General features: G+C 60.5%; 14 protein-coding genes, 3 tRNA genes, 3 rRNA genes and 1 pseudogene. 14 read left to right on the top strand and 7 right to left on the bottom strand.

Annotation, left to right across the window (positions count from 1 at the left end; translation table 11 throughout):
• Window positions 1-6 precede the first annotated feature (6 nt).
• Window positions 7-1,020, bottom strand: a complete 1,014-nt coding sequence (locus tag ACQ5J0_RS03180; protein ID WP_462569073.1) for a retropepsin-like aspartic protease — start codon at window positions 1,018-1,020, stop codon at window positions 7-9.
• A gap of 132 nt (window positions 1,021-1,152) precedes the next feature.
• Here ACQ5J0_RS03180 and ACQ5J0_RS03175 point away from each other — a divergent pair, with 132 nt between their 5' ends.
• On the top strand, window positions 1,153-1,989 hold the full coding sequence (locus tag ACQ5J0_RS03175; RefSeq protein WP_462569072.1) for a glycosyltransferase: 837 nt from the start codon (window positions 1,153-1,155) through the stop codon (window positions 1,987-1,989).
• Here ACQ5J0_RS03175 and ACQ5J0_RS03170 read toward each other — a convergent pair.
• Entirely contained in the window at window positions 1,928-3,487 is a 1,560-nt protein-coding gene (locus ACQ5J0_RS03170; protein WP_462569071.1) for a lipopolysaccharide biosynthesis protein, read from the bottom strand. The genes ACQ5J0_RS03175 and ACQ5J0_RS03170 overlap by 62 nt on opposite strands.
• A gap of 658 nt (window positions 3,488-4,145) precedes the next feature.
• On the opposite strand from ACQ5J0_RS03170, the gene ACQ5J0_RS03165 reads away from it, so the two are divergent.
• From ACQ5J0_RS03165 to ACQ5J0_RS03135, 7 genes are all read left to right on the top strand, one after another.
• A 16S ribosomal RNA gene (locus tag ACQ5J0_RS03165) occupies window positions 4,146-5,634 on the top strand.
• Between the two features lie 195 nt (window positions 5,635-5,829).
• A tRNA-Ile gene (locus ACQ5J0_RS03160) sits at window positions 5,830-5,906 on the top strand.
• Window positions 5,907-5,921: 15 nt separating this feature from the next.
• Window positions 5,922-5,997, top strand: a tRNA-Ala gene (locus ACQ5J0_RS03155).
• Window positions 5,998-6,280: 283 nt separating this feature from the next.
• Window positions 6,281-9,074: ribosomal RNA gene (locus ACQ5J0_RS03150) — 23S ribosomal RNA — on the top strand.
• Between the two features lie 144 nt (window positions 9,075-9,218).
• Window positions 9,219-9,333: ribosomal RNA gene (gene rrf / locus ACQ5J0_RS03145) — 5S ribosomal RNA — on the top strand.
• The 16S, 23S and 5S rRNA genes sit together here with 3 tRNA genes alongside, the layout of an rRNA operon.
• Before the next feature lie 208 nt (window positions 9,334-9,541).
• Window positions 9,542-9,618, top strand: a tRNA-Met gene (locus tag ACQ5J0_RS03140).
• Window positions 9,619-9,808: 190 nt separating this feature from the next.
• Window positions 9,809-9,976 (top strand): hypothetical protein, encoded by a 168-nt coding sequence (locus tag ACQ5J0_RS03135; RefSeq protein WP_462569070.1) that lies wholly within the window; start codon window positions 9,809-9,811, stop codon window positions 9,974-9,976.
• On the opposite strand, the gene ACQ5J0_RS03130 is transcribed toward ACQ5J0_RS03135, so the two are convergent.
• From ACQ5J0_RS03130 to ACQ5J0_RS03120, 3 genes are all read right to left on the bottom strand, one after another.
• Window positions 9,977-10,378 carry a hypothetical protein gene (locus ACQ5J0_RS03130; RefSeq protein ID WP_462569069.1) on the bottom strand — a complete coding sequence of 134 codons (402 nt, stop codon included), beginning with the start codon at window positions 10,376-10,378 and terminating at the stop codon, window positions 9,977-9,979.
• Window positions 10,379-10,386: 8 nt separating this feature from the next.
• Window positions 10,387-11,124, bottom strand: a complete 738-nt coding sequence (locus tag ACQ5J0_RS03125) for a TIGR02587 family membrane protein (protein ID WP_462569068.1) — start codon at window positions 11,122-11,124, stop codon at window positions 10,387-10,389.
• A 358-nt stretch (window positions 11,125-11,482) separates the two neighbouring features.
• Window positions 11,483-12,367: a formate/nitrite transporter family protein gene (locus ACQ5J0_RS03120; protein WP_462569066.1), complete on the bottom strand. Its 885-nt coding sequence runs from the start codon at window positions 12,365-12,367 to the stop codon at window positions 11,483-11,485.
• 107 nt (window positions 12,368-12,474) lie between these two features.
• Here ACQ5J0_RS03120 and ACQ5J0_RS03115 point away from each other — a divergent pair, with 107 nt between their 5' ends.
• On the top strand, window positions 12,475-12,750 hold the full coding sequence (locus ACQ5J0_RS03115; protein ID WP_462569065.1) for a hypothetical protein: 276 nt from the start codon (window positions 12,475-12,477) through the stop codon (window positions 12,748-12,750).
• A gap of 304 nt (window positions 12,751-13,054) precedes the next feature.
• Entirely contained in the window at window positions 13,055-14,353 is a 1,299-nt protein-coding gene (locus tag ACQ5J0_RS03110) for an Nramp family divalent metal transporter (RefSeq protein ID WP_462569064.1), read from the top strand.
• 144 nt (window positions 14,354-14,497) lie between these two features.
• Here the strand turns inward: ACQ5J0_RS03110 and ACQ5J0_RS03105 are convergent, their stop codons facing one another.
• Window positions 14,498-14,857, bottom strand: coding sequence for a flagellar biosynthesis regulator FlaF (locus ACQ5J0_RS03105; RefSeq protein ID WP_462569062.1), 360 nt, complete (start codon window positions 14,855-14,857; stop codon window positions 14,498-14,500).
• 173 nt (window positions 14,858-15,030) lie between these two features.
• Between ACQ5J0_RS03105 and motA the strand changes: the two genes are divergently transcribed.
• From motA to ACQ5J0_RS03085, 4 genes and pseudogenes are all read left to right on the top strand, one after another.
• On the top strand, window positions 15,031-15,912 hold the full coding sequence (gene motA / locus ACQ5J0_RS03100; RefSeq protein WP_462569061.1) for a flagellar motor stator protein MotA: 882 nt from the start codon (window positions 15,031-15,033) through the stop codon (window positions 15,910-15,912).
• The gene (locus ACQ5J0_RS03095; protein WP_462569059.1) at window positions 15,890-16,210 is read left to right on the top strand and encodes an STAS domain-containing protein; all 321 of its coding nucleotides are present in this window, start codon (window positions 15,890-15,892) and stop codon (window positions 16,208-16,210) included. Before motA ends, ACQ5J0_RS03095 begins: the two co-directional genes overlap by 23 nt.
• A complete protein-coding gene (locus tag ACQ5J0_RS03090) occupies window positions 16,207-16,572 on the top strand; it encodes a response regulator (RefSeq protein WP_462569058.1) in 366 nt (121 codons plus the stop codon). Before ACQ5J0_RS03095 ends, ACQ5J0_RS03090 begins: the two co-directional genes overlap by 4 nt.
• Window positions 16,563-16,790: pseudogene (locus ACQ5J0_RS03085) on the top strand (Hpt domain-containing protein); the annotation flags it as partial. The gene ACQ5J0_RS03090 and the pseudogene ACQ5J0_RS03085, both read left to right, overlap by 10 nt.
• 589 nt (window positions 16,791-17,379) lie before the next feature.
• Here ACQ5J0_RS03085 and ACQ5J0_RS03080 read toward each other — a convergent pair.
• A complete protein-coding gene (locus tag ACQ5J0_RS03080; protein ID WP_462570047.1) occupies window positions 17,380-18,069 on the bottom strand; it encodes an alginate export family protein in 690 nt (229 codons plus the stop codon).
• Window positions 18,070-18,344 lie beyond the last annotated feature (275 nt).

Genomic DNA, 18,344 nt, shown 5'->3' with positions numbered 1-18,344 from the left:
CGCTGCTCAGGTGCCGATCCGCGAGGGCTGGAATATCTGTCTGGTCGTGGCCGTCGCCCGCGCCGAATCGGGCAGGTCGAACAGGATTCGGCGGTCCGCGAAATCGATTGCGACCCGGTCGAACGCGCGCAGGTTCTGCATTCCCAGGATCAGGGCGGGTCTGTCGGCCAGGCCGAGCTGGGCGAACACCGGGCTGTCCGCATAGCCGATTGGGACCATCCCCATCGTCAGCCCGCCGATGCGGATGGTTTCGGCAAAAGCCAGATCGCTGCGCAGTTCGAAGCCGTGGACGTCGGTGGTGAGCAGTTGGTCCCGGTGCCTGGCGCGGAGCCGATGGCGCAAGGCGGCGTTGCCGTGCGAATTGGCCGCTCCGGTATCGATTATGATCGCGGTGCGCACCCCGTCGATCCGGGCATCGGTAATGATCATATGCCCCAGTTTGCGCCGGGCGCGGACGACGATCTCGTAGCCGGTCGACGGCGCGGTGTGGGCCTCGGCGACCGAGATCCGATCCTCGCGGAAATCCATCAGCACCCTCAAGGTCTGCAGGCTGTCGAGCCCGAGGATGCCGTCGGCCCCGACGTGGCGGGCCTCAAGCAGCGGGGCGTTCAGCCCGTCGAACCCCCGGTTGGCGAATTCGAGACCGTCCAGATCGATGGTCTCGACCATGCGGCTGCTGCCCATCGCCACGAGCAGTGCCCGCCCGGACGGGACCAGAGGCACCCGGTCGGTCACGCGATCGGTCACCACCGTGGCCTGCGCCCCGGTGTCGATCAGAAAGCGGAACGGCCCCACCCCGCCGATCGTGACCGGGACCGTCATCCGCAGATAGCGATCGAGGTCGACGGCGAAGTCCTCGATCAGGGTCATGGCGTCGGGAAGGGTCGATGCCGGCGTGGATTGCTGCGCTTCGGCGAGAGCGGAATTCGCCAACGGCCCCGCCACCGAAGGGGTCGGATTCGCCATCGACAGCAGGAGCGCGGCCGCCAGCGCTCCGCACCTGATCGTTCTGCGCGCCATGACGCCTCTCCAATGGGCGGGTTAGATCATGCACCAATGGCCAAAAAACGGCGAAGCGGGCTTTGCGAACCTTCTTTGCCGCGGGGCGATGCGCTGGTAGATCCGCGCCACCATGATGCGAGCCAGCTTTCCATGACGACCCAGATCGCGGTGCTCGCGCATAACGAGGAGCGCCGGATCGCGCTGTGTCTCGACAGCCTGCCGCTTGGCGAGCCGGGGATTGCGATCGCGGTGGTGGTCAATGGCAGCACCGATGCGACGAGCGAGATCGTGCGCGGCTATACGGATCGCGGGGTCCGGCTGGTCGAATATGCCCACGGCGGCAAGGCGCGCAGCTGGAACCGGTTCATGCTCGACGAGGCGCCCGAGGCGGCGAGCTATGTCTTCGTCGATGGCGATGCGCAATTGCTACCCGGGACCGTCCAGAGCCTGGTGCGCTGCCTGCGCGACAACCCGCGCGCCAATGCGGCGGCGGGCATGCCGCGCAACGGGCGCCGGGCGGCGCATTACCGACAAATGCTGGCAGAGGAACACGGGCTGTTCGGCGATTGCTACGCGCTCAGCGGCGGGTTCGCCGCGCGGCTGCGCGCCAGCGGGATACGGCTGCCCGAGGATCTGGTCGGCGACGACAGCCTGATCGCGGCCCTGGCCAACAATGATCTCGGCCGCGACGCCGATCGCCGCGAGGATGCGGTGGTGCCCTGCGACAAAGGCGGCTTCCTGTGCGAGCCGACTGCGCTGACGCCGCGTGGCTTGAGGTCGCAGGCGCGCCGGATGGTCAACTACTCGGTGCGCCATTTCCAGAACCGGATCATCAGCGCGCTGATGCAGAGCGAAGGTCCCGCGGCGCTCCCGCAGCGGATGGCCGAGCTCTATCCCGAATGGCTGCCCCGGCTGCGGCCGCGGCTCAGCCCGCTGTGGTTTGAATTCGACCGCCGGGCTCTGGCGCGGATGCGGGCCGCCGCCTGATCATCGCCCAGCTGTCGTGGATCACGCTGCGCCAGCCAAGCCAGATCACCGCCGCATAGGTCGCCGCGCCCGCCGCGCCCAGCGCCGCCAGCCTGAGCGGAGCGGGCCACACGGGCAGGATTTCCCGCAACGCGATCACCGCGGCGGCCATTGCCGCGCAGCCGACGATCGCGGGCCAGATCGACTTGAACCACTCCCATACCGAGACCTCGACCACGGGCAGGGTCAGCGCAAGCGTGAAGGCGAGCAACAGCGGCGAGGCGACCCACCAGGCATGGACCAGCCCCAGCGCGCCATATTCGACCCCGATCAGAAAGCCGGTGGTGAACAGCACGGCCCCGGCCAGGCTGGTGAAGACATAGATGCGCGCGCGGCCGGTGGCGTTGGTCGCGGGCGTGCAGATGATCTCGAGCGAGCGCAGCGGCATGACCAATGCCAGGCCGGCGACGATCGGCACCATCGGCATCCATTTCTCGCCGAACAGTGTGGCGATCGCCTCGGGCGCGGTCAGCGCGAGGCCGATATAGATCGGTCCGGTGATGATCGCGACGCTGCGCATCGAGCGCAGGAAATAGGGTGCGGGGCTATGACCGGCCTTGTAGAGTTCGGAATAGGCGGGAAAGGCCACCTCGTTGAGCGGCGGGAGGAAGCGGCCGGTGACGATAAGGGTGAGGAACAACGCCTCGGCATAGAGGCCCAGGTCATAGGGTTCGAAGGTCCGCCCGGCGATGAAGATGTCGCTCTGGCTCTGGACGATCCACAGCAGCTGGCACAGCGTCATCGCCCCGCCGTAGCTGACCATGGCGCCCGCCCCCCTGAGATCGAACACCGGCAGGGCGAGTGGCCAGGCCGCGATGGTGACGCCGATGGCGCGCACCGCGAAAGCGACGATCGGTGCCCAGACCAGCGCCCATACACCGTAGCCGTACCAAGCCATTGCCAGCGCGGTGACCGCGCCGGCGATCGAGGCGATCATATTGGCGATCGCCTGGGTGCGGAACGAAAGCTCGCGCGACAGCAGGGCGCTGGGCAGCGCGATGAAGGGGGTGGTGAGGAAGAGCAGCGCCTGGATGTGGAGCATGTCCGCCACCAGCGGCTCGCCGTAATAGAGCGCGGCATAGGGCGCGATCAGGATCTGCGCCGCGGCCAGCCCGAAATTGAGCACCAGCAGCAACGCGAAGGCCTGGCCGATATCGCGCTTGCCGATGCTGTCCTGCTGGATCAGCGAATTGGCGAAGCCCCAGCCATTGAGGAAGGCCAGCGCTGCGAGCACCACCTGACTCATTGCGAACAGCCCGTAGTCGCTCGGATCGAGCAACCGGACGACCAGGAGCGTGGAACCCCAGGTGATGATCTGTGCGATGACCTGGCTGCCATAGCGCCACGCCAGAGCATTGCGCACCCGGACGCCAAAGCCATCGGGGGCCGCCCCGGACGAGCCAGGGGCCTTATTGCCGGGGTGCGGTGGCCCTTCCGGGCGCTCTTCGGCGCTGTCCATGTACACAGGCGTAGAATCGAATCGTCGGGAAAGCGAGGCGCATGACGGGGTGGGAGTATCGGTTTCGGCGTGACCGTAACGCGCAGGAGCGATTCACCAGGCTCCACTCGCCCGCGAAATCGGGCGGAAGAACCGCCTTTGTCGCTGGATTGCCCCTCTTGAAGCCCTCCGGAGGCTACCCACATGACGCTTTCGGGACAGGCTGAAGCCCGCGGATTCCTGCCGTTTTTTCGGCTTCACGAAACAAAATTGCAAAAATCCGTTGACCCGACTCAGAGGTCCCCATATATGCCCTCTCACCGGAGCGAAGCAGCCCACTCAAACGGGTTCGACGCTCTGGTCGCCAACATAAACGGATAGCCGGTCCCCCGGTGTAAATCGGGGATACGATTGCTGTCCGCTTTATCATGTTGGTGCGCTCTTTGACATTGTTGAAATTTGATGAAGGGACATGTGGGCGACGGCGCCCGGTCCGGGGGTTTTAAGGCTCCGGATACCGGTTTAACTATGCCGATTGCCACATCCTATGCGGGTCACAGCCTGCGTAGCGATGATGCATGTTCATTCGTATCCATTACGTTTGATGTGCAGGTATCGGCTCCTTGAAGCTTATGCCTTGCCGGATTGCGGTTTACCGTGCCGGTTTGGTGTATGACACAAACTTGAGAGTTTGATCCTGGCTCAGAACGAACGCTGGCGGCATGCCTAACACATGCAAGTCGAACGAGACCTTCGGGTCTAGTGGCGCACGGGTGCGTAACGCGTGGGAACCTGCCTTTAGGTTCGGGATAACAGTTGGAAACGACTGCTAATACCGAATGATGTCTTCGGACCAAAGATTTATCGCCTTTAGATGGGCCCGCGTTGGATTAGGTAGTTGGTGGGGTAAAGGCCTACCAAGCCGACGATCCATAGCTGGTCTGAGAGGATGATCAGCCACACTGGGACTGAGACACGGCCCAGACTCCTACGGGAGGCAGCAGTGGGGAATATTGGACAATGGGCGAAAGCCTGATCCAGCAATGCCGCGTGAGTGATGAAGGCCTTAGGGTTGTAAAGCTCTTTTACTGGGGATGATAATGACAGTACCCAGAGAATAAGCTCCGGCTAACTCCGTGCCAGCAGCCGCGGTAATACGGAGGGAGCTAGCGTTGTTCGGAATTACTGGGCGTAAAGCGCGCGTAGGCGGCTTATCAAGTCAGGGGTGAAATCCCGGGGCTCAACCCCGGAACTGCCTCTGAAACTGGTAGACTAGAATACTGGAGAGGCGAGTGGAATTCCGAGTGTAGAGGTGAAATTCGTAGATATTCGGAAGAACACCAGTGGCGAAGGCGACTCGCTGGACAGTTATTGACGCTGAGGTGCGAAAGCGTGGGGAGCAAACAGGATTAGATACCCTGGTAGTCCACGCCGTAAACGATGATAACTAGCTGTCCGGGCTCTTAGAGCCTGGGTGGCGCAGCTAACGCATTAAGTTATCCGCCTGGGGAGTACGGTCGCAAGATTAAAACTCAAAGGAATTGACGGGGGCCTGCACAAGCGGTGGAGCATGTGGTTTAATTCGAAGCAACGCGCAGAACCTTACCAGCCTTTGACATCCTAGGACGACTTCTGGAGACAGATTTCTTCCCTTCGGGGACCTAGTGACAGGTGCTGCATGGCTGTCGTCAGCTCGTGTCGTGAGATGTTGGGTTAAGTCCCGCAACGAGCGCAACCCTCGTCCTTAGTTGCCATCATTCAGTTGGGCACTTTAAGGAAACTGCCGGTGATAAGCCGGAGGAAGGTGGGGATGACGTCAAGTCCTCATGGCCCTTACAGGCTGGGCTACACACGTGCTACAATGGCATCTACAGTGGGCAGCTATCACGCGAGTGTGAGCTAATCTCCAAAAGATGTCTCAGTTCGGATTGGACTCTGCAACTCGAGTCCATGAAGGCGGAATCGCTAGTAATCGCGGATCAGCATGCCGCGGTGAATACGTTCCCAGGCCTTGTACACACCGCCCGTCACACCATGGGAGTTGGATTCACCCGAAGGTGGTGCGCTAACCTGCTTGCAGGAGGCAGCCAACCACGGTGGGTTCAGCGACTGGGGTGAAGTCGTAACAAGGTAGCCGTAGGGGAACCTGCGGCTGGATCACCTCCTTTCTAAGGATTGGTACGAAAGCGCCGGAGCTAGCCTCTGGAAGTGCTTCGCACCTTTTCAAAGAAACATGCCGTCGTCCTCATGTCCTTTCATCACTGGAGAAACGCCGATCGCGAGATCGGTGTTTGCGCCTGAGCTGGCTCACGCCGCCCGCGGCTTGCCATTCGCAAGAATGGCGGCCTGCCTGGTGACGGGATGGGCCTGTAGCTCAGTTGGTTAGAGCGCACCCCTGATAAGGGTGAGGTCAGTGGTTCGAATCCACTCAGGCCCACCATCTTCTTTTGGTTACGGGGCCTTAGCTCAGCTGGGAGAGCACCTGCTTTGCAAGCAGGGGGTCATCGGTTCGATCCCGATAGGCTCCACCAGCCAAAACATTCTCCAGGATGAAACGAAACAGATCCGGCCCAGGGTTTTCCCTAGGCGTCGGTAGTGAGAGGATTTGCCTCTTGCGTCTTTGACATTGTGAATGGGTTTTTAAATCGATGCCGTGGCGGTATCGTCGCAAGGGTTTGCGGCCTTCGGGTCACAGAACCGCGCGATCGATATCATCACACAATCAATTAATGATTATCTGGCTGAGATAATCCTCCATGCCGTCGCAAGGACGCGCAGCCGTTATGCAGGGCTGTCGTTGATGGTGTGGATTCTCAAGCGTGAGGTAAGAGCATTTGGTGGATGCCTTGGCATGTACAGGCGAAGAAGGACGTGGCACGCTGCGATAAGCGTCGGGGAGATGTGAGCAATCTTTGATCCGACGATTTCCGAATGGGGGAACCCACCTTCACCATTTCTTCCAGTCTTCCTTCGGGGAGGCCGGGCGAGGTGGATAAGGTATCACTAAGTTGAATAAGATAGACTTGGTGAAGCGAACCCGGGGAACTGAAACATCTCAGTACCCGGAGGAAAAGACATCAACCGAGATTCCGTTAGTAGTGGCGAGCGAACGCGGACCAGGCCAGTGCCTTTCATTGAATTAGCAGAACACTTTGGGAAGAGTGGCCATAGCGGGTGACAGCCCCGTATGCGAAAGTGATGTGAAAGGACTCGAGTAGGGCGGGACACGTGAAATCCTGTCTGAACATGGGGGGACCACCCTCCAAGCCTAAATACTCGTACATGACCGATAGCGAACAAGTACCGTGAGGGAAAGGTGAAAAGCACCCCGATTAGGGGAGTGAAACAGTACCTGAAACCGAATGCTTACAAGCAGTTGGAGCCTCCTTGAGGGGTGACAGCGTACCTCTTGCATAATGGGTCAGTGACTTAATCTAACATGCAAGCTTAAGCCGTTAGGTGTAGGCGCAGCGAAAGCGAGTCTGAATAGGGCGACTGAGTATGTTGGATTAGACCCGAAACCCGGCGATCTAGGCATGACCAGGTTGAAGGTGCGGTAACACGCACTGGAGGACCGAACCGTTTAATGTTGAAAAATTATCGGATGAGTTGTGTTTAGGGGTGAAAGGCCAATCAAGCCGGGAAATAGCTGGTTCTCCGCGAAATCTATTGAGGTAGAGCGTCAGATGTATGCCGATGGGGGTAGAGCACTGGATGGGCTAGGGCTGCGCGAGCGGTACCAAACCTAACCAAACTCCGAATACCATCGAGACTTGTCTGGCAGACAGACGGCGGGTGCTAAGGTCCGTCGTCAAAAGGGAAACAGCCCTAACCTACAGCTAAGGTCCCCAAGTCATCACTAAGTGGGAAAGCATGTGGGAATCCCAAAACAACCAGGAGGTTGGCTTAGAAGCAGCCATCCTTTAAAGAAAGCGTAACAGCTCACTGGTCTAATTAAGGGTTCCTGCGGCGAAGATGTAACGGGGCTAAAGTGATGCACCGAAGCTTAGGGTTTGGATCTTCGGATCCAAGCGGTAGCGGAGCGTTCCGTAAGCGGATGAAGCCGAAGGGTAACCGACGGTGGACGTATCGGAAGTGCGAATGCTGACATGAGTAGCGATAAAAAGGGTGAGATGCCCTTTCGCCGAAAGACCAAGGGTTCCTGCGCAACGCTAATCGGCGCAGGGTGAGCCGGCCCCTAAGACGAGCCCGAAGGGGGTAGTCGATGGGAACCACGTTAATATTCGTGGGCCTGAAGATGTGTGACGGATTGTGGAAGTTGTGTGTTCTTATTGGATTGAGCATGCAGCCAAGTGGTCCCAGGAAATAGCCTCTTCATATAGACCGTACCCGAAACCGACACAGGTGGTCAGGTAGAGTATACCAAGGCGCTTGAGAGAAGTATCCTGAAGGAACTCGGCAAATTGCCTCCGTACCTTCGGAAGAAGGAGGCCCTCTCACTGGGCAACCAGTGTGGAGGGGGCACAGGCCAGGGGGTAGCGACTGTTTATCAAAAACACAGGACTCTGCTAAGTCGGCTTCAAGACGACGTATAGGGTCTGACGCCTGCCCGGTGCTGGAAGGTTAAGAGGAGGAGTGCAAGCTCCGAATTGAAGCCCCAGTAAACGGCGGCCGTAACTATAACGGTCCTAAGGTAGCGAAATTCCTTGTCGGGTAAGTTCCGACCTGCACGAATGGCGTAACGACTTCCCCACTGTCTCCAGGATATGCTCAGCGAAATTGAATTCTCCGTGAAGATGCGGAGTACCCGCGGTTAGACGGAAAGACCCCGTGCACCTTTACTGCAGCTTCAGAGTGGCATTAGGAAAGAGTTGTGTAGCATAGGTGGGAGGCTTTGAAACTTGGGCGCCAGTCCAAGTGGAGCCATAGGTGAAATACCACCCTGCTGTTTTCTGATGTCTAACTTCGCACCGTTATCCGGTGTAAGGACCCTCTGTGGCGGGTAGTTTGACTGGGGCGGTCGCCTCCTAAAGAGTAACGGAGGCGCGCGATGGTAGGCTCAGGACGGTTGGAAACCGTCTGCGAGAGTGCAATGGCATAAGCCTGCCTGACTGCGAGACTGACGAGTCGAGCAGAGACGAAAGTCGGTCATAGTGATCCGGTGGTCCCTCGTGGAAGGGCCATCGCTCAACGGATAAAAGGTACGCCGGGGATAACAGGCTGATGATTCCCAAGAGCTCATATCGACGGAATCGTTTGGCACCTCGATGTCGGCTCATCACATCCTGGGGCTGGAGCAGGTCCCAAGGGTTTGGCTGTTCGCCAATTAAAGTGGTACGTGAGCTGGGTTCAGAACGTCGCGAGACAGTTTGGTCCCTATCTGCCGTGGGCGTCGATTGTTGAAAGGAGTTGCCCCTAGTACGAGAGGACCGGGGTGAACATACCTCTGGTGTACCAGTCATTCTGCCAAGAGTGCCGCTGGGTAGCTATGTATGGACGGGATAACCGCTGAAAGCATCTAAGCGGGAAGCCTCCCTTGAGATAAGCAATCTTCGAACCGTCGTAGACCACGACGTTGATAGGCTGGGTGTGGAAGCGCAGTAATGCGTGAAGCTAACCAGTCCTAATAGTTCTTTTCGCGCTTGATGAATCCCACCATCATCGACAGCCCTGTCGCAAGACAGGTTGTCCTCGATGTGGAGGATATCGAAAGCCGGATAACGCCCGTCACATCCTTTGGATGTGGCATGCATCGATTTAAAAACCCTCATTCGTTCCGCCTGCTTCATTGCTTGGTGGCCATAGCGTCTGTGACCCACCCGATCCCATCTCGAACTCGGCCGTGAAACCGGACAGCGCCGATGGTACTAATGCTCAAGCATTGGAAGAGTAGGTCGCCGCCAGGCATTGCAGCAGGCGGGACGAATGAGGGGACCCATTCACGCTGTTAAGGGCTGTCCCCAGGGACCGCCCTTTTTTGCGTCTCCGCGATCGCTCTCGATCATGGAGACGGCCAGGCTCCGGTCTCATGAACCCGGATGCCCGGGGCTGCACGGTCTATCCGTCCGGTCCCAGCCCTCGGACCCGCGCGGTCCGCAAGGCTGAACATGGTATCGCGGGGTGGAGCAGTCCGGTAGCTCGTCAGGCTCATAACCTGAAGGTCGTTGGTTCAAATCCAACCCCCGCAACCAATAATGTCCTAAATGATCGTGCTCTATCGCCTCGCTGCTATCAGCGGGGCTTTTTGCGTTGGTTCAAGTGAGCAAGTAGGAAGCAGATGGGCATTCGCTGACGCGAGTCTGGGCCAGGCCCCGGTGGATCCCGCAGTCGGTGCGGTTCGCGCGGTCAGGCGAAGCAGGTCGTCGGCCCTATTCCTTCCAGATGGCCAACGCGCTCATGTTGTTAAGCCGCAAGGCGTCGATCATCTGCGACAACGGCCTGCTGCCGCTGCGCACGGCGAAGAGCATGACCGACAGGCGTGCCACCATCCATGGCGGCCAAGCGGGTTCGGACCCCGCCCCTTGGCGGCGCCACCGCGGCTCAGCGTAGCTATGGCCGCTGATATCCTTTCGCGTGTATTTCAAGATCGCCTTCACGAGGATTGCCTGTGAAGAACAGTCCGCCGCGCCTCTGGGAATGGCCCGGGACGTAGTCGAAGGTCGTGCTGCTCTTCTCCGAAGGGCGCCCCGGAAGCGTCAAGGTCCCTTCTACAACCAGGCCCGCAACTGTCGAATTCCCCCGGTTGAACGCGGTGATTTCCACCAGATGGCTATCGCCTTGCGGAGCGATTCTCAGCACGCGGGTCTCGATCTGCGGTGTGCCTGGCGGATCCTGCAGCGCTTGCCAGCCGATGAAGCCGATCAGGCCCAGGGTGATCAGCAAGCCGATGCCGCCTGCGATCCATTCGACTGCCGGTCGCTGGGCGATCCGCTGTTGGTCTTGCGCTCCCATTCGAGCTCCTAAATAATAACTCTGGCCGATGCGGCCCCAAATGCAGCCGGAAAGCCCAGCACGGTCGTCATCATTGCGATCTGCGCCAGCGATGCACCATCGGTGCGGCCAAACGTCCACAGTACATAAAGGCTCACGATCAGCGCAATTCCGTATCCGGCGATGCTGCGGCTTATGAGTAGCCAGGGAAAGCCGATCTCATCCGGGCTCTTTTCCGTGCCTTTGAAATCCAGCGCGAATACGAAGGCGTGGAGCGTGCCAATCGACACAAGGATCAGCGCCAGCGCGTGAACATAGGTCATTTTGAAGGCGATCAGCACCATCTCCTCGGTCGGCGCCACATTGAAGGTGAGGAACACCGCTCCCGCCAGCATGATGAAGAGCTGGCCCGCATAGCCTGCCTTCCTTTCCTTCGCCTTCTGGTCGGTTTGCGCGGAGCCGAGCTGACCGCGCGCCATAATCGCACCGATGCTGGCAGGCACGGTCTGGATGGCGATCTTTCCGAAGATCTCCGTCGCGAGCATGGACGGATCGATGATGCCGAACAGCGCGAGCATGACAGCGGCGGCCACGGCTCCGACCCCGAAAGCCACGATCGCATCGAGAACGTCTTCGCTGCTTCCTCCGGTCCGCTCGAACCCGACGAAGTAGGAGAGCGGCACCAGCAGGATCAGCGTGAAGATCAGGAACAGGAACAGCCTGACCCGGTCGAGGTAGAAGCCGAGCCACCACATCTCCATGGTCATCAAAAGCGGGAAAGCGAAAAGGACGGCGCCGGCAAACGCGCGCGCGAGCGCACGACCGAAATGCTGGCGCGCACTGCTTTGCGAAGATGGCCCGGACTGCACAGGCTCCGTACTGGCATAATCACCCGGTGGGGAGAAGCAGAGGCTCGAGTCCTATGAACAAACCCCATGAACAAACCCCATGAACAAACCCCATGAACAAGGCCCATGATCAAATCTGGGCACAAGCTGCGCCATTCGCTCCGGAGAAGTGCACGCGTTCTGACCGGAACCAGCCAATGGGGCCAAAATTGGAAGCTGGAATGCTGCCCGTGCGTGAGGGTGGACTGCCGACATGCTCGGCATCTGGCGAGCGGGACTAGCTGTCCTGCTCCCCCAGCGCCTGCGCGGCGTGGGACAGGGTCACCAATCCAATCCCACCCACCAGATTGCCGACGAGCGAGATCGCTCCGATCTTTGCGAGATGATGGACCGCCAGATCAGCGCCGATGAAAAGGCCGAACAGGATATGCAGCATCGAGACCACCACGTGCTCGAAAGGTCCGAGCGCCAGCATGAATCCAACGGCGAATGCCATCATTGCACGCGCCCCCGAACCCTGCGCGGCGACGACGAGAAATGAGAGCAGCGCAACCAGCGCTCCGCCTACGATGGAGCGAACAAAGGTGGCTAGCGGGGCGCGGTTCGCCAGTTCCTCGGCGAGCGCGACTATCGATTCTCGCGCACCCTCATGCAGCGCGCCATCTACCGAGAAGATGAGAACGAGGAGAGCTCCGCCAGCGATGTTGAGCGCCAGGGTGAGTGCCCACAGCCGCAACAGGCGCCGGAAAACGCGGCGCTCTCGTCCCTCGAAAGCGGTGGCGATCGGATCGAAGAAATTCTCGCTGAAGAGTTCGGCGCGGCCAACTATCAGGAACACCACTCCAACCGCGAAACCGAGCGCCCCCAGTACGGAAGCAAATTCGCCGAAGTGCGGCTGCGCCGCCGAATGGATCAGTGCCTGAGCGGCGCTGCCGAAGACAATGGTAAAGCCTGCAATGAAGCCGGTGGCCAAAAGCGCCAAGAGTCCTTGGTCGAGACGCCGCTTGCCTTCTTCGGCAGCCCGCTCGAAGATCTCGGCTGGATTGAGTGCTCGCGGCATGCTCAACGGACGCATCGGCCCCCGGGAATGTTCCCCCTCTGCGGAGCTGCAATTCGTACTTCCTCGAGAAACCTTAGGCGCGCTGCGCGGGTTGTCCTTCATGACCGCGGCACACCTGCTGCGGCATGTCCAAGCGAAAGCCGCCCGCGGTTTGGCGGGGCCGAGAGCGGGTGTTTGCTTCACTGGGTTTGAGAAAAAGGATTTGTGCGATGACAAAGTCGAAGAGACCAACTCCGGGGATGCCCCACGACGGACTCAAGGGAGCGCCCGACGGGGTAAACACGCAAGGCGAGGAGGCGGCGAGCGGGGCTGACAAATCGCGCGCGCGAGAAGCAGGCACGTCAAAGAGAGAAAAGGACGAGTTTGGAAACGGGCGAACCGGACACGGCGGCCAGTCAGTGATGGGCTATCACGGGCCGCAGCAACTCGGCGACGAAGAGATCAAGCCCGGCGGCAATCCCAATTCCGGCGCCCGGAGCGACTGATTCAGCGGCGATCCGAAAGCGGACAGCTCCGGGAGATCGGCGGGTCGATTGCATGCGGTATAGTCCAGCACCGCGGGTGCTATTTGCGGATCCTTGGCTTTTCGAAGAGATTTTGATCCGGCGGCGGAGCACATATCCTTTGCGGTAGGTATCCACTGGGCCTCTCGTGACACTTGATGAAACGCAACGCAGCGGAGCGACCGTGAACCCCGACAAGCCAGCAGGCTGCGATCGCCCCAACGGCGACTTGCCGTTTGAAGCTCACCCGGTTTAAGCGCGATGCTTCCCCTTCGGAGATTGCACCATGCCCCCGACAGAGCGACGCTTGCGCGAGGCGCGCGCCGAATTGCCGGACGAACCGGCAACCGCGCTCCCGCCGCGTTCTGCGCGCTGGAAGCTCATCGGTCCGGGCATTGTGGCTGCCGCGACCGGAGTGGGGGCTGGGGACCTTGTCGCCACTCTCATCGCCGGCTCACGCTTCGGCTATGCCTTGCTCTGGGCCGCAGTGCTGGGATGCGTAGTGAAGATCGCTCTGTCCGAAGGCGCCGCGCGCTATCACCTCTCGACCGAGACGACGATCTTCGAGGGGTGGCGCTCTCTGGGAGCATGGACGAGCTGGTATTTCGGCATCTACATCCTCGTCTGGGGCTTCATCTACGGCGCGACGGCAATGAGCGCGACCGCACTGCCGCTCGCTGCCCTGTTCCCTATTCTGCCGCTTCCGGCGTGGGCGGTTCTCGCCGGGGTTACGAGCTTCCTATTCGTCGCGCTCAATCGCTACGAGACCTTCGAGCGGGTGATGAAGGTGCTGGTCGCGATCATGTTCGTGGTGATGACCGGGCTGGCCATCCTGGTCGCACCCGGCCTCGGCGATGTGGTCGGGGGGCTCGTCCCGTCGCTGCCCGAAGGCTCGATCTTCTTCACGCTGGGCCTGATCGGCGGCGTTGGCGGGACGATCACCACCGCCGCCTACGGCTATTGGGTCAACACCAAGGGGTGGCACGGTCCGTCGTGGATCCCGATGATGCGGCTGGACAATTACACCGCCTACACGGTGACGGGAATTTTCGTCGTCTCGATGCTGATCGTGGGGGCCGAGCTCCTGCACAGCGCGCAGATCGCTCTGGCTGCGGGTGACCGGGGGTTGCTCAACCTTACCGACGTGCTGGCGGCCCGGTTCGGGCGTCCGGTGGCGATCGCGTTTCTTCTGGGTTTTGCCGCCACTGCGATGTCGTCGCTGTTCGGCGTATGGCATGGCGTCAGCCTGCTTTTTTCCGATTTCGTCGAGCATGTTCGCGGACGGAGCGAGCGCAGCGAGCGGCCCGAACGCGAATGGCCCTTCCGCGCTTTCTTACTGTGGCTCACCTTCCCGCCCATGACGCTGCTGTTCTTCGAGGAGCCCTTCCTCCTGGTCATCATCTACGGAGTGGTCGGCGCCTTTTTCATGCCGTTTCTGGCAGTCACCCTGTTGCTGCTGCTGAACTCCAGCCGCGTGCGGTCCGCCGACCGCAATGGCTGGCTGTCGAATACGGTACTGAGCGCGGCTGCGCTCTTGTTCGTGGTCCTGTCCGTCCAGCAGATCTGGTCGTTTTTCGCCAGCTAGGCGGAATGCGCCTCGGGCGAGGGGCGCGGATCGAGGTGAAGCTGAAGGCGGGGCACACTGACGCCGTGCCCATCGCAGCCCCGATCCGGCGGGGCTGCGGTTCGCAAGCGAACAAAATAGTGAATAGCTATGCCGGTAGGCGGATTAGGCGGCTGCCTTTTCCGGCGCAAGGCCCTCAAGGATCATCCGGTTGACGGCGATGAGTTCGTCGATCTGCTCGCGACCGGTAATCACTTCGCTGGTGAAGCGGTCGACCCAAAGCGCGAGCGAAATGATGCCGGCCCGCAATTCACTCGGCAGGGCGTTGCCCGTCGTTCCGCAGGCGGTGCTGAAGGCGCTCCACATCTCGCGATTGCGGTGAAGCGTGGACACGAGGTCGGCCCCTTTGAGACCTGCATCCCGGGCTGCGATGATATCGCCGGTGATCTGGCTCACCAGTCGAAACTCGGTGTTGCGCGGCGATTCGGCGATCGTTTGCACGCGCTGATAATTGGCAAGTGACATGCAATGGCTCCTGTCGTTTCTCCTATTCTAGACAATCAAGGGGTGTTCCGGCTCAGGCGGTCGTTGGTCCTGAACGATTTGCATGAAGTGCCAGCGGAAAAGAGCGCTGCTTGCGCCGGATGCTCGCATTCCATCCTATAATCCTACTGTCCCGATCAAGGGCTGGAAAGATTATGATCAACGGTATCGGCTTTCTCATTATTGTCGGCTGCGTCTTCGGCAGCTTCATGCTCGCTGGCGGCAAGATGGAGATCATTCTCCATGCGCTGCCGCACGAGTTCATGGCAATCGGCGGTGCGGCTGCCGGTGCTTTCATCGTCGGCAATTCGATGGCCACGGTCAAGAACGCCGGCAGAGGTATCAAGCGCGCCTTCAAGGGGTCGCGCTGGAAAGACGGCGACTTTCGCGACCTGCTGACGCTGCTGTTCGCCCTGCTCACAACCTTCAGGAACGGCGGTGCTACCGCGATCGAGTCCCATCTCGACCAGCCGGCAGAAAGCCCGATTTTCTCGCGCTATCCCCATTTGCTCGCCGATCATCACCTGGTGGAGTTCATCGCCGACTATCTGCGGATGATGACCGTCAACTTCGAGGATCCGCACCAGCTCGAAGCCGCCATGGAAGCGGATATCGAGAAGCATCACCATGAGGAGATGGCAGCCCAGCATGCGCTCCAGATCATGGCTGACGGGCTGCCTGCGCTCGGCATCGTCGCCGCCGTTCTGGGCGTCATAAAGACCATGGCGTCGATCGATCAGCCGACCGAAATCCTCGGCGCGATGATCGGCGGCGCGCTCGTGGGTACCTTCCTGGGCGTGCTGCTGTCCTATTGCGTCGTCGCGCCGCTGGCTACCAAGCTGCTCGCCATCATCGAGGATGACGGCAAGCCCTTCGCCATCGCGAAGACCGCGATCGTCGCCTACGCCCAGAACGTGCCCGTACAGGTCGCGATCGAGATCGCGCGGCGCATGACGCCCACGGTCCACGCCCCATCCTTCCAGCAGCTCGAAGCTGCACTCGACGAGGCCAAAGATGATCTTACCGTCCGCATCTGATCCCGCCGAAGACCGCTCACTGCGCCTTCCCGTCCACGGCAACACGATGGCCGCGGAGGATTTGAAGGTGCGGCTGGTTCTTGCCGCCGATCTCGACGAACAAATGCATATCGATGCGTCGCAAGTGGAGAGCGTCGGCCAATGCGTGCTGCAGCTCCTTCTGGCCGCGCATGCCGAAGCGGAACGCCAGTCGCTCGAATTCGAAATCACCAACCCCAGCCCCGCTTTTGTCGAGAGAGTGGTCGGTTGCGGGCTCGCCAGAATGCTGGGCCCCGAAACCGGAAAGGACCATTCGTGAATAAGTTGATCCTCACCGTCGATGATTCTGCGAGCATGCGAATGCTCCTCAAGGCGTCGCTTACCGCGCAAGGGTTCGCCATCGAAAGCGCCAACGATGGCGTTCACGGGCTGGAGCGAATGCACGAGGTCAAGCCCGACCTCCTCATCACCGACATCAACATGCCCAAGATGGACGGTTTCGAGTTGATCGAGGCGGTGCGCGCCGTTTCCGAATTCCGCGGCACACCCATCCTGGTGCTCTCCACCGAGTTTTCCGAAGAAAAGAAAACCCGCGCGCGCACCGCCGGTGCGACCGGCTGGATCACCAAGCCGTTCGACGCCAGCAAGCTTGGCGCGGCAATCCGGAAGGTGTGCCCGTGAGCGACGAGTTCGACGAGATCCAGGCCATCTTCTTCGAAGAATGCGTCGAGGGACTGACCGCTGCGGAAGCCGGGCTGTCGGCCATGGCCGATGGCGACACTTCGGCTGAAACCATCGCGAGCGTCTTTCGCGCCGTTCATTCGATCAAAGGCGGATCGGGTGCATTCGGCCACGCGGCATTGCTGGCATTCTCGCACCGCTTCGAGAACGTGCTCGACGAGGTTCGGGCCGAACGCATCCCGGCCAGCGCCGGGGTAGTGAAGGATATGCTGAGCGCCTTCGATATCCTTTCGGACCATGTCGCAGCGGCGCAAGAACAGTCCGATCCCCCTGCCGATGATGCGATGCTGGCGACGCTCGACGCAATTCTCGCCACAGGCGGGGCGAGCGCCGACGGTGCTTCAGGTGGTGGCTTGTCGCCTTCGGTGCCTGCTGCAGAAGCCCCTGCAGCAGAAGCTCCTGCGGTAGATGCCCCAGGGGCCGAAGCCGACGAGTTCGGCTTCACGCCGGTTGCCGCCGCAGTCGAGGAGTTCGATCCCTTCGGTTTCGAACCCGTGACGGTTGCGCTGGACGATCTCGACGCTTTGCAGGAGACGCAGAGCGATTGGGCGATCCGCTTCGGACCTTCGCGCGATGCCTTGGCCAATGGCGGCGAACCGCTGCTCGTCATTCGCGAGCTGGAACGTCTTGGGGGCCGGGTTGTCGATGTCGATAGCTCGGCGCTTCCTTGCCTCAGCGATGTGGATCCGGAAAACAGCTATTTCGTCTGGAACATCTCGGTTCCCGGCTCGATCGAGAAAAGTGAGATCAGCGAATGCTTCGATTTCGTCGCACCTGACTCGCTGATCGAAATCGGTCGGGCAGATCCGGAGGCAGCGCCCTTGGCGGAAGCGGTCGCGCCTGAAACTGGATGTCGCTGGTCGAACGGTCGAACTCGACTTCATTGTTCTGGAGCGAAGCCGTGTCTTTGGGCAACCGGGTGTTCGGCATCGTCCAGAATATCTGGAAGCGGTTTTCACCCGGCGCCGTCAGGTCGACTGACGCGCCGGTATATGCGGTCGGAAAGTTGGCATCCCCGGAACGCCCGATGAGACGGCTGGAACCGATATCCATCGTTAGCCTTCCGGCCTTGATGTCGCCGACAAAACCGGAACCGACGATCGCGCCGAGGTTCAATCCGACATAGGCCTGAAGCGGTTCGAGAGCATTCACTTCGCCGGTCCCGATCGGAGTGGTCGGATCCTGGCCGTAGACGCGGGCGTCGAACAGCTCCGCGACGAAGGTGACCGGATCGGCGGTGTAGCTCGCCAACAGCGTCGTGCGCAGCATCAATATCGCATCATCCTCGGCCTTGCCGGGGCGGAACTGGCCGTCGAGGGCGTCGCCACGGACGCGGAAGCTGCCCGAGACCTCGAACCCGTCCTTGGAGGCTGTTTGGGCCGCAGCGGGGGCGGGAACCAAGGTTGTGGCGGCTGCGAGGAGCAAAGAGCGGCGCATGAATGCGCTACGGATCACTGAGCGATGCATTGCTGTATTCTCCGACGATAAATGAAAAGTACTCGTCGATTATAGAACGGTGGACCCGAATTCGGGCAGCTTAAGCCATATTTCCATGGGTTATTGCATCGGAGCTATCGGTGTCGGAAGCTCTCGGATCGAGTTAATTCCGGGCACGATCCGCTGTCGTGAAGTTCCTTCTATAATGCTGCGACACCCTTCGTCGCGCCAACCCAACCAGCGGGTGCGGCTGACTAAGTTCACGGAGAACCGGA

It is taken from the genome of Qipengyuania sp. SM2512 (assembly GCF_054954005.1).
Note: the sequence above shows the minus strand (reverse complement) of the source record. Positions and strands in the feature narration are given on the sequence as shown.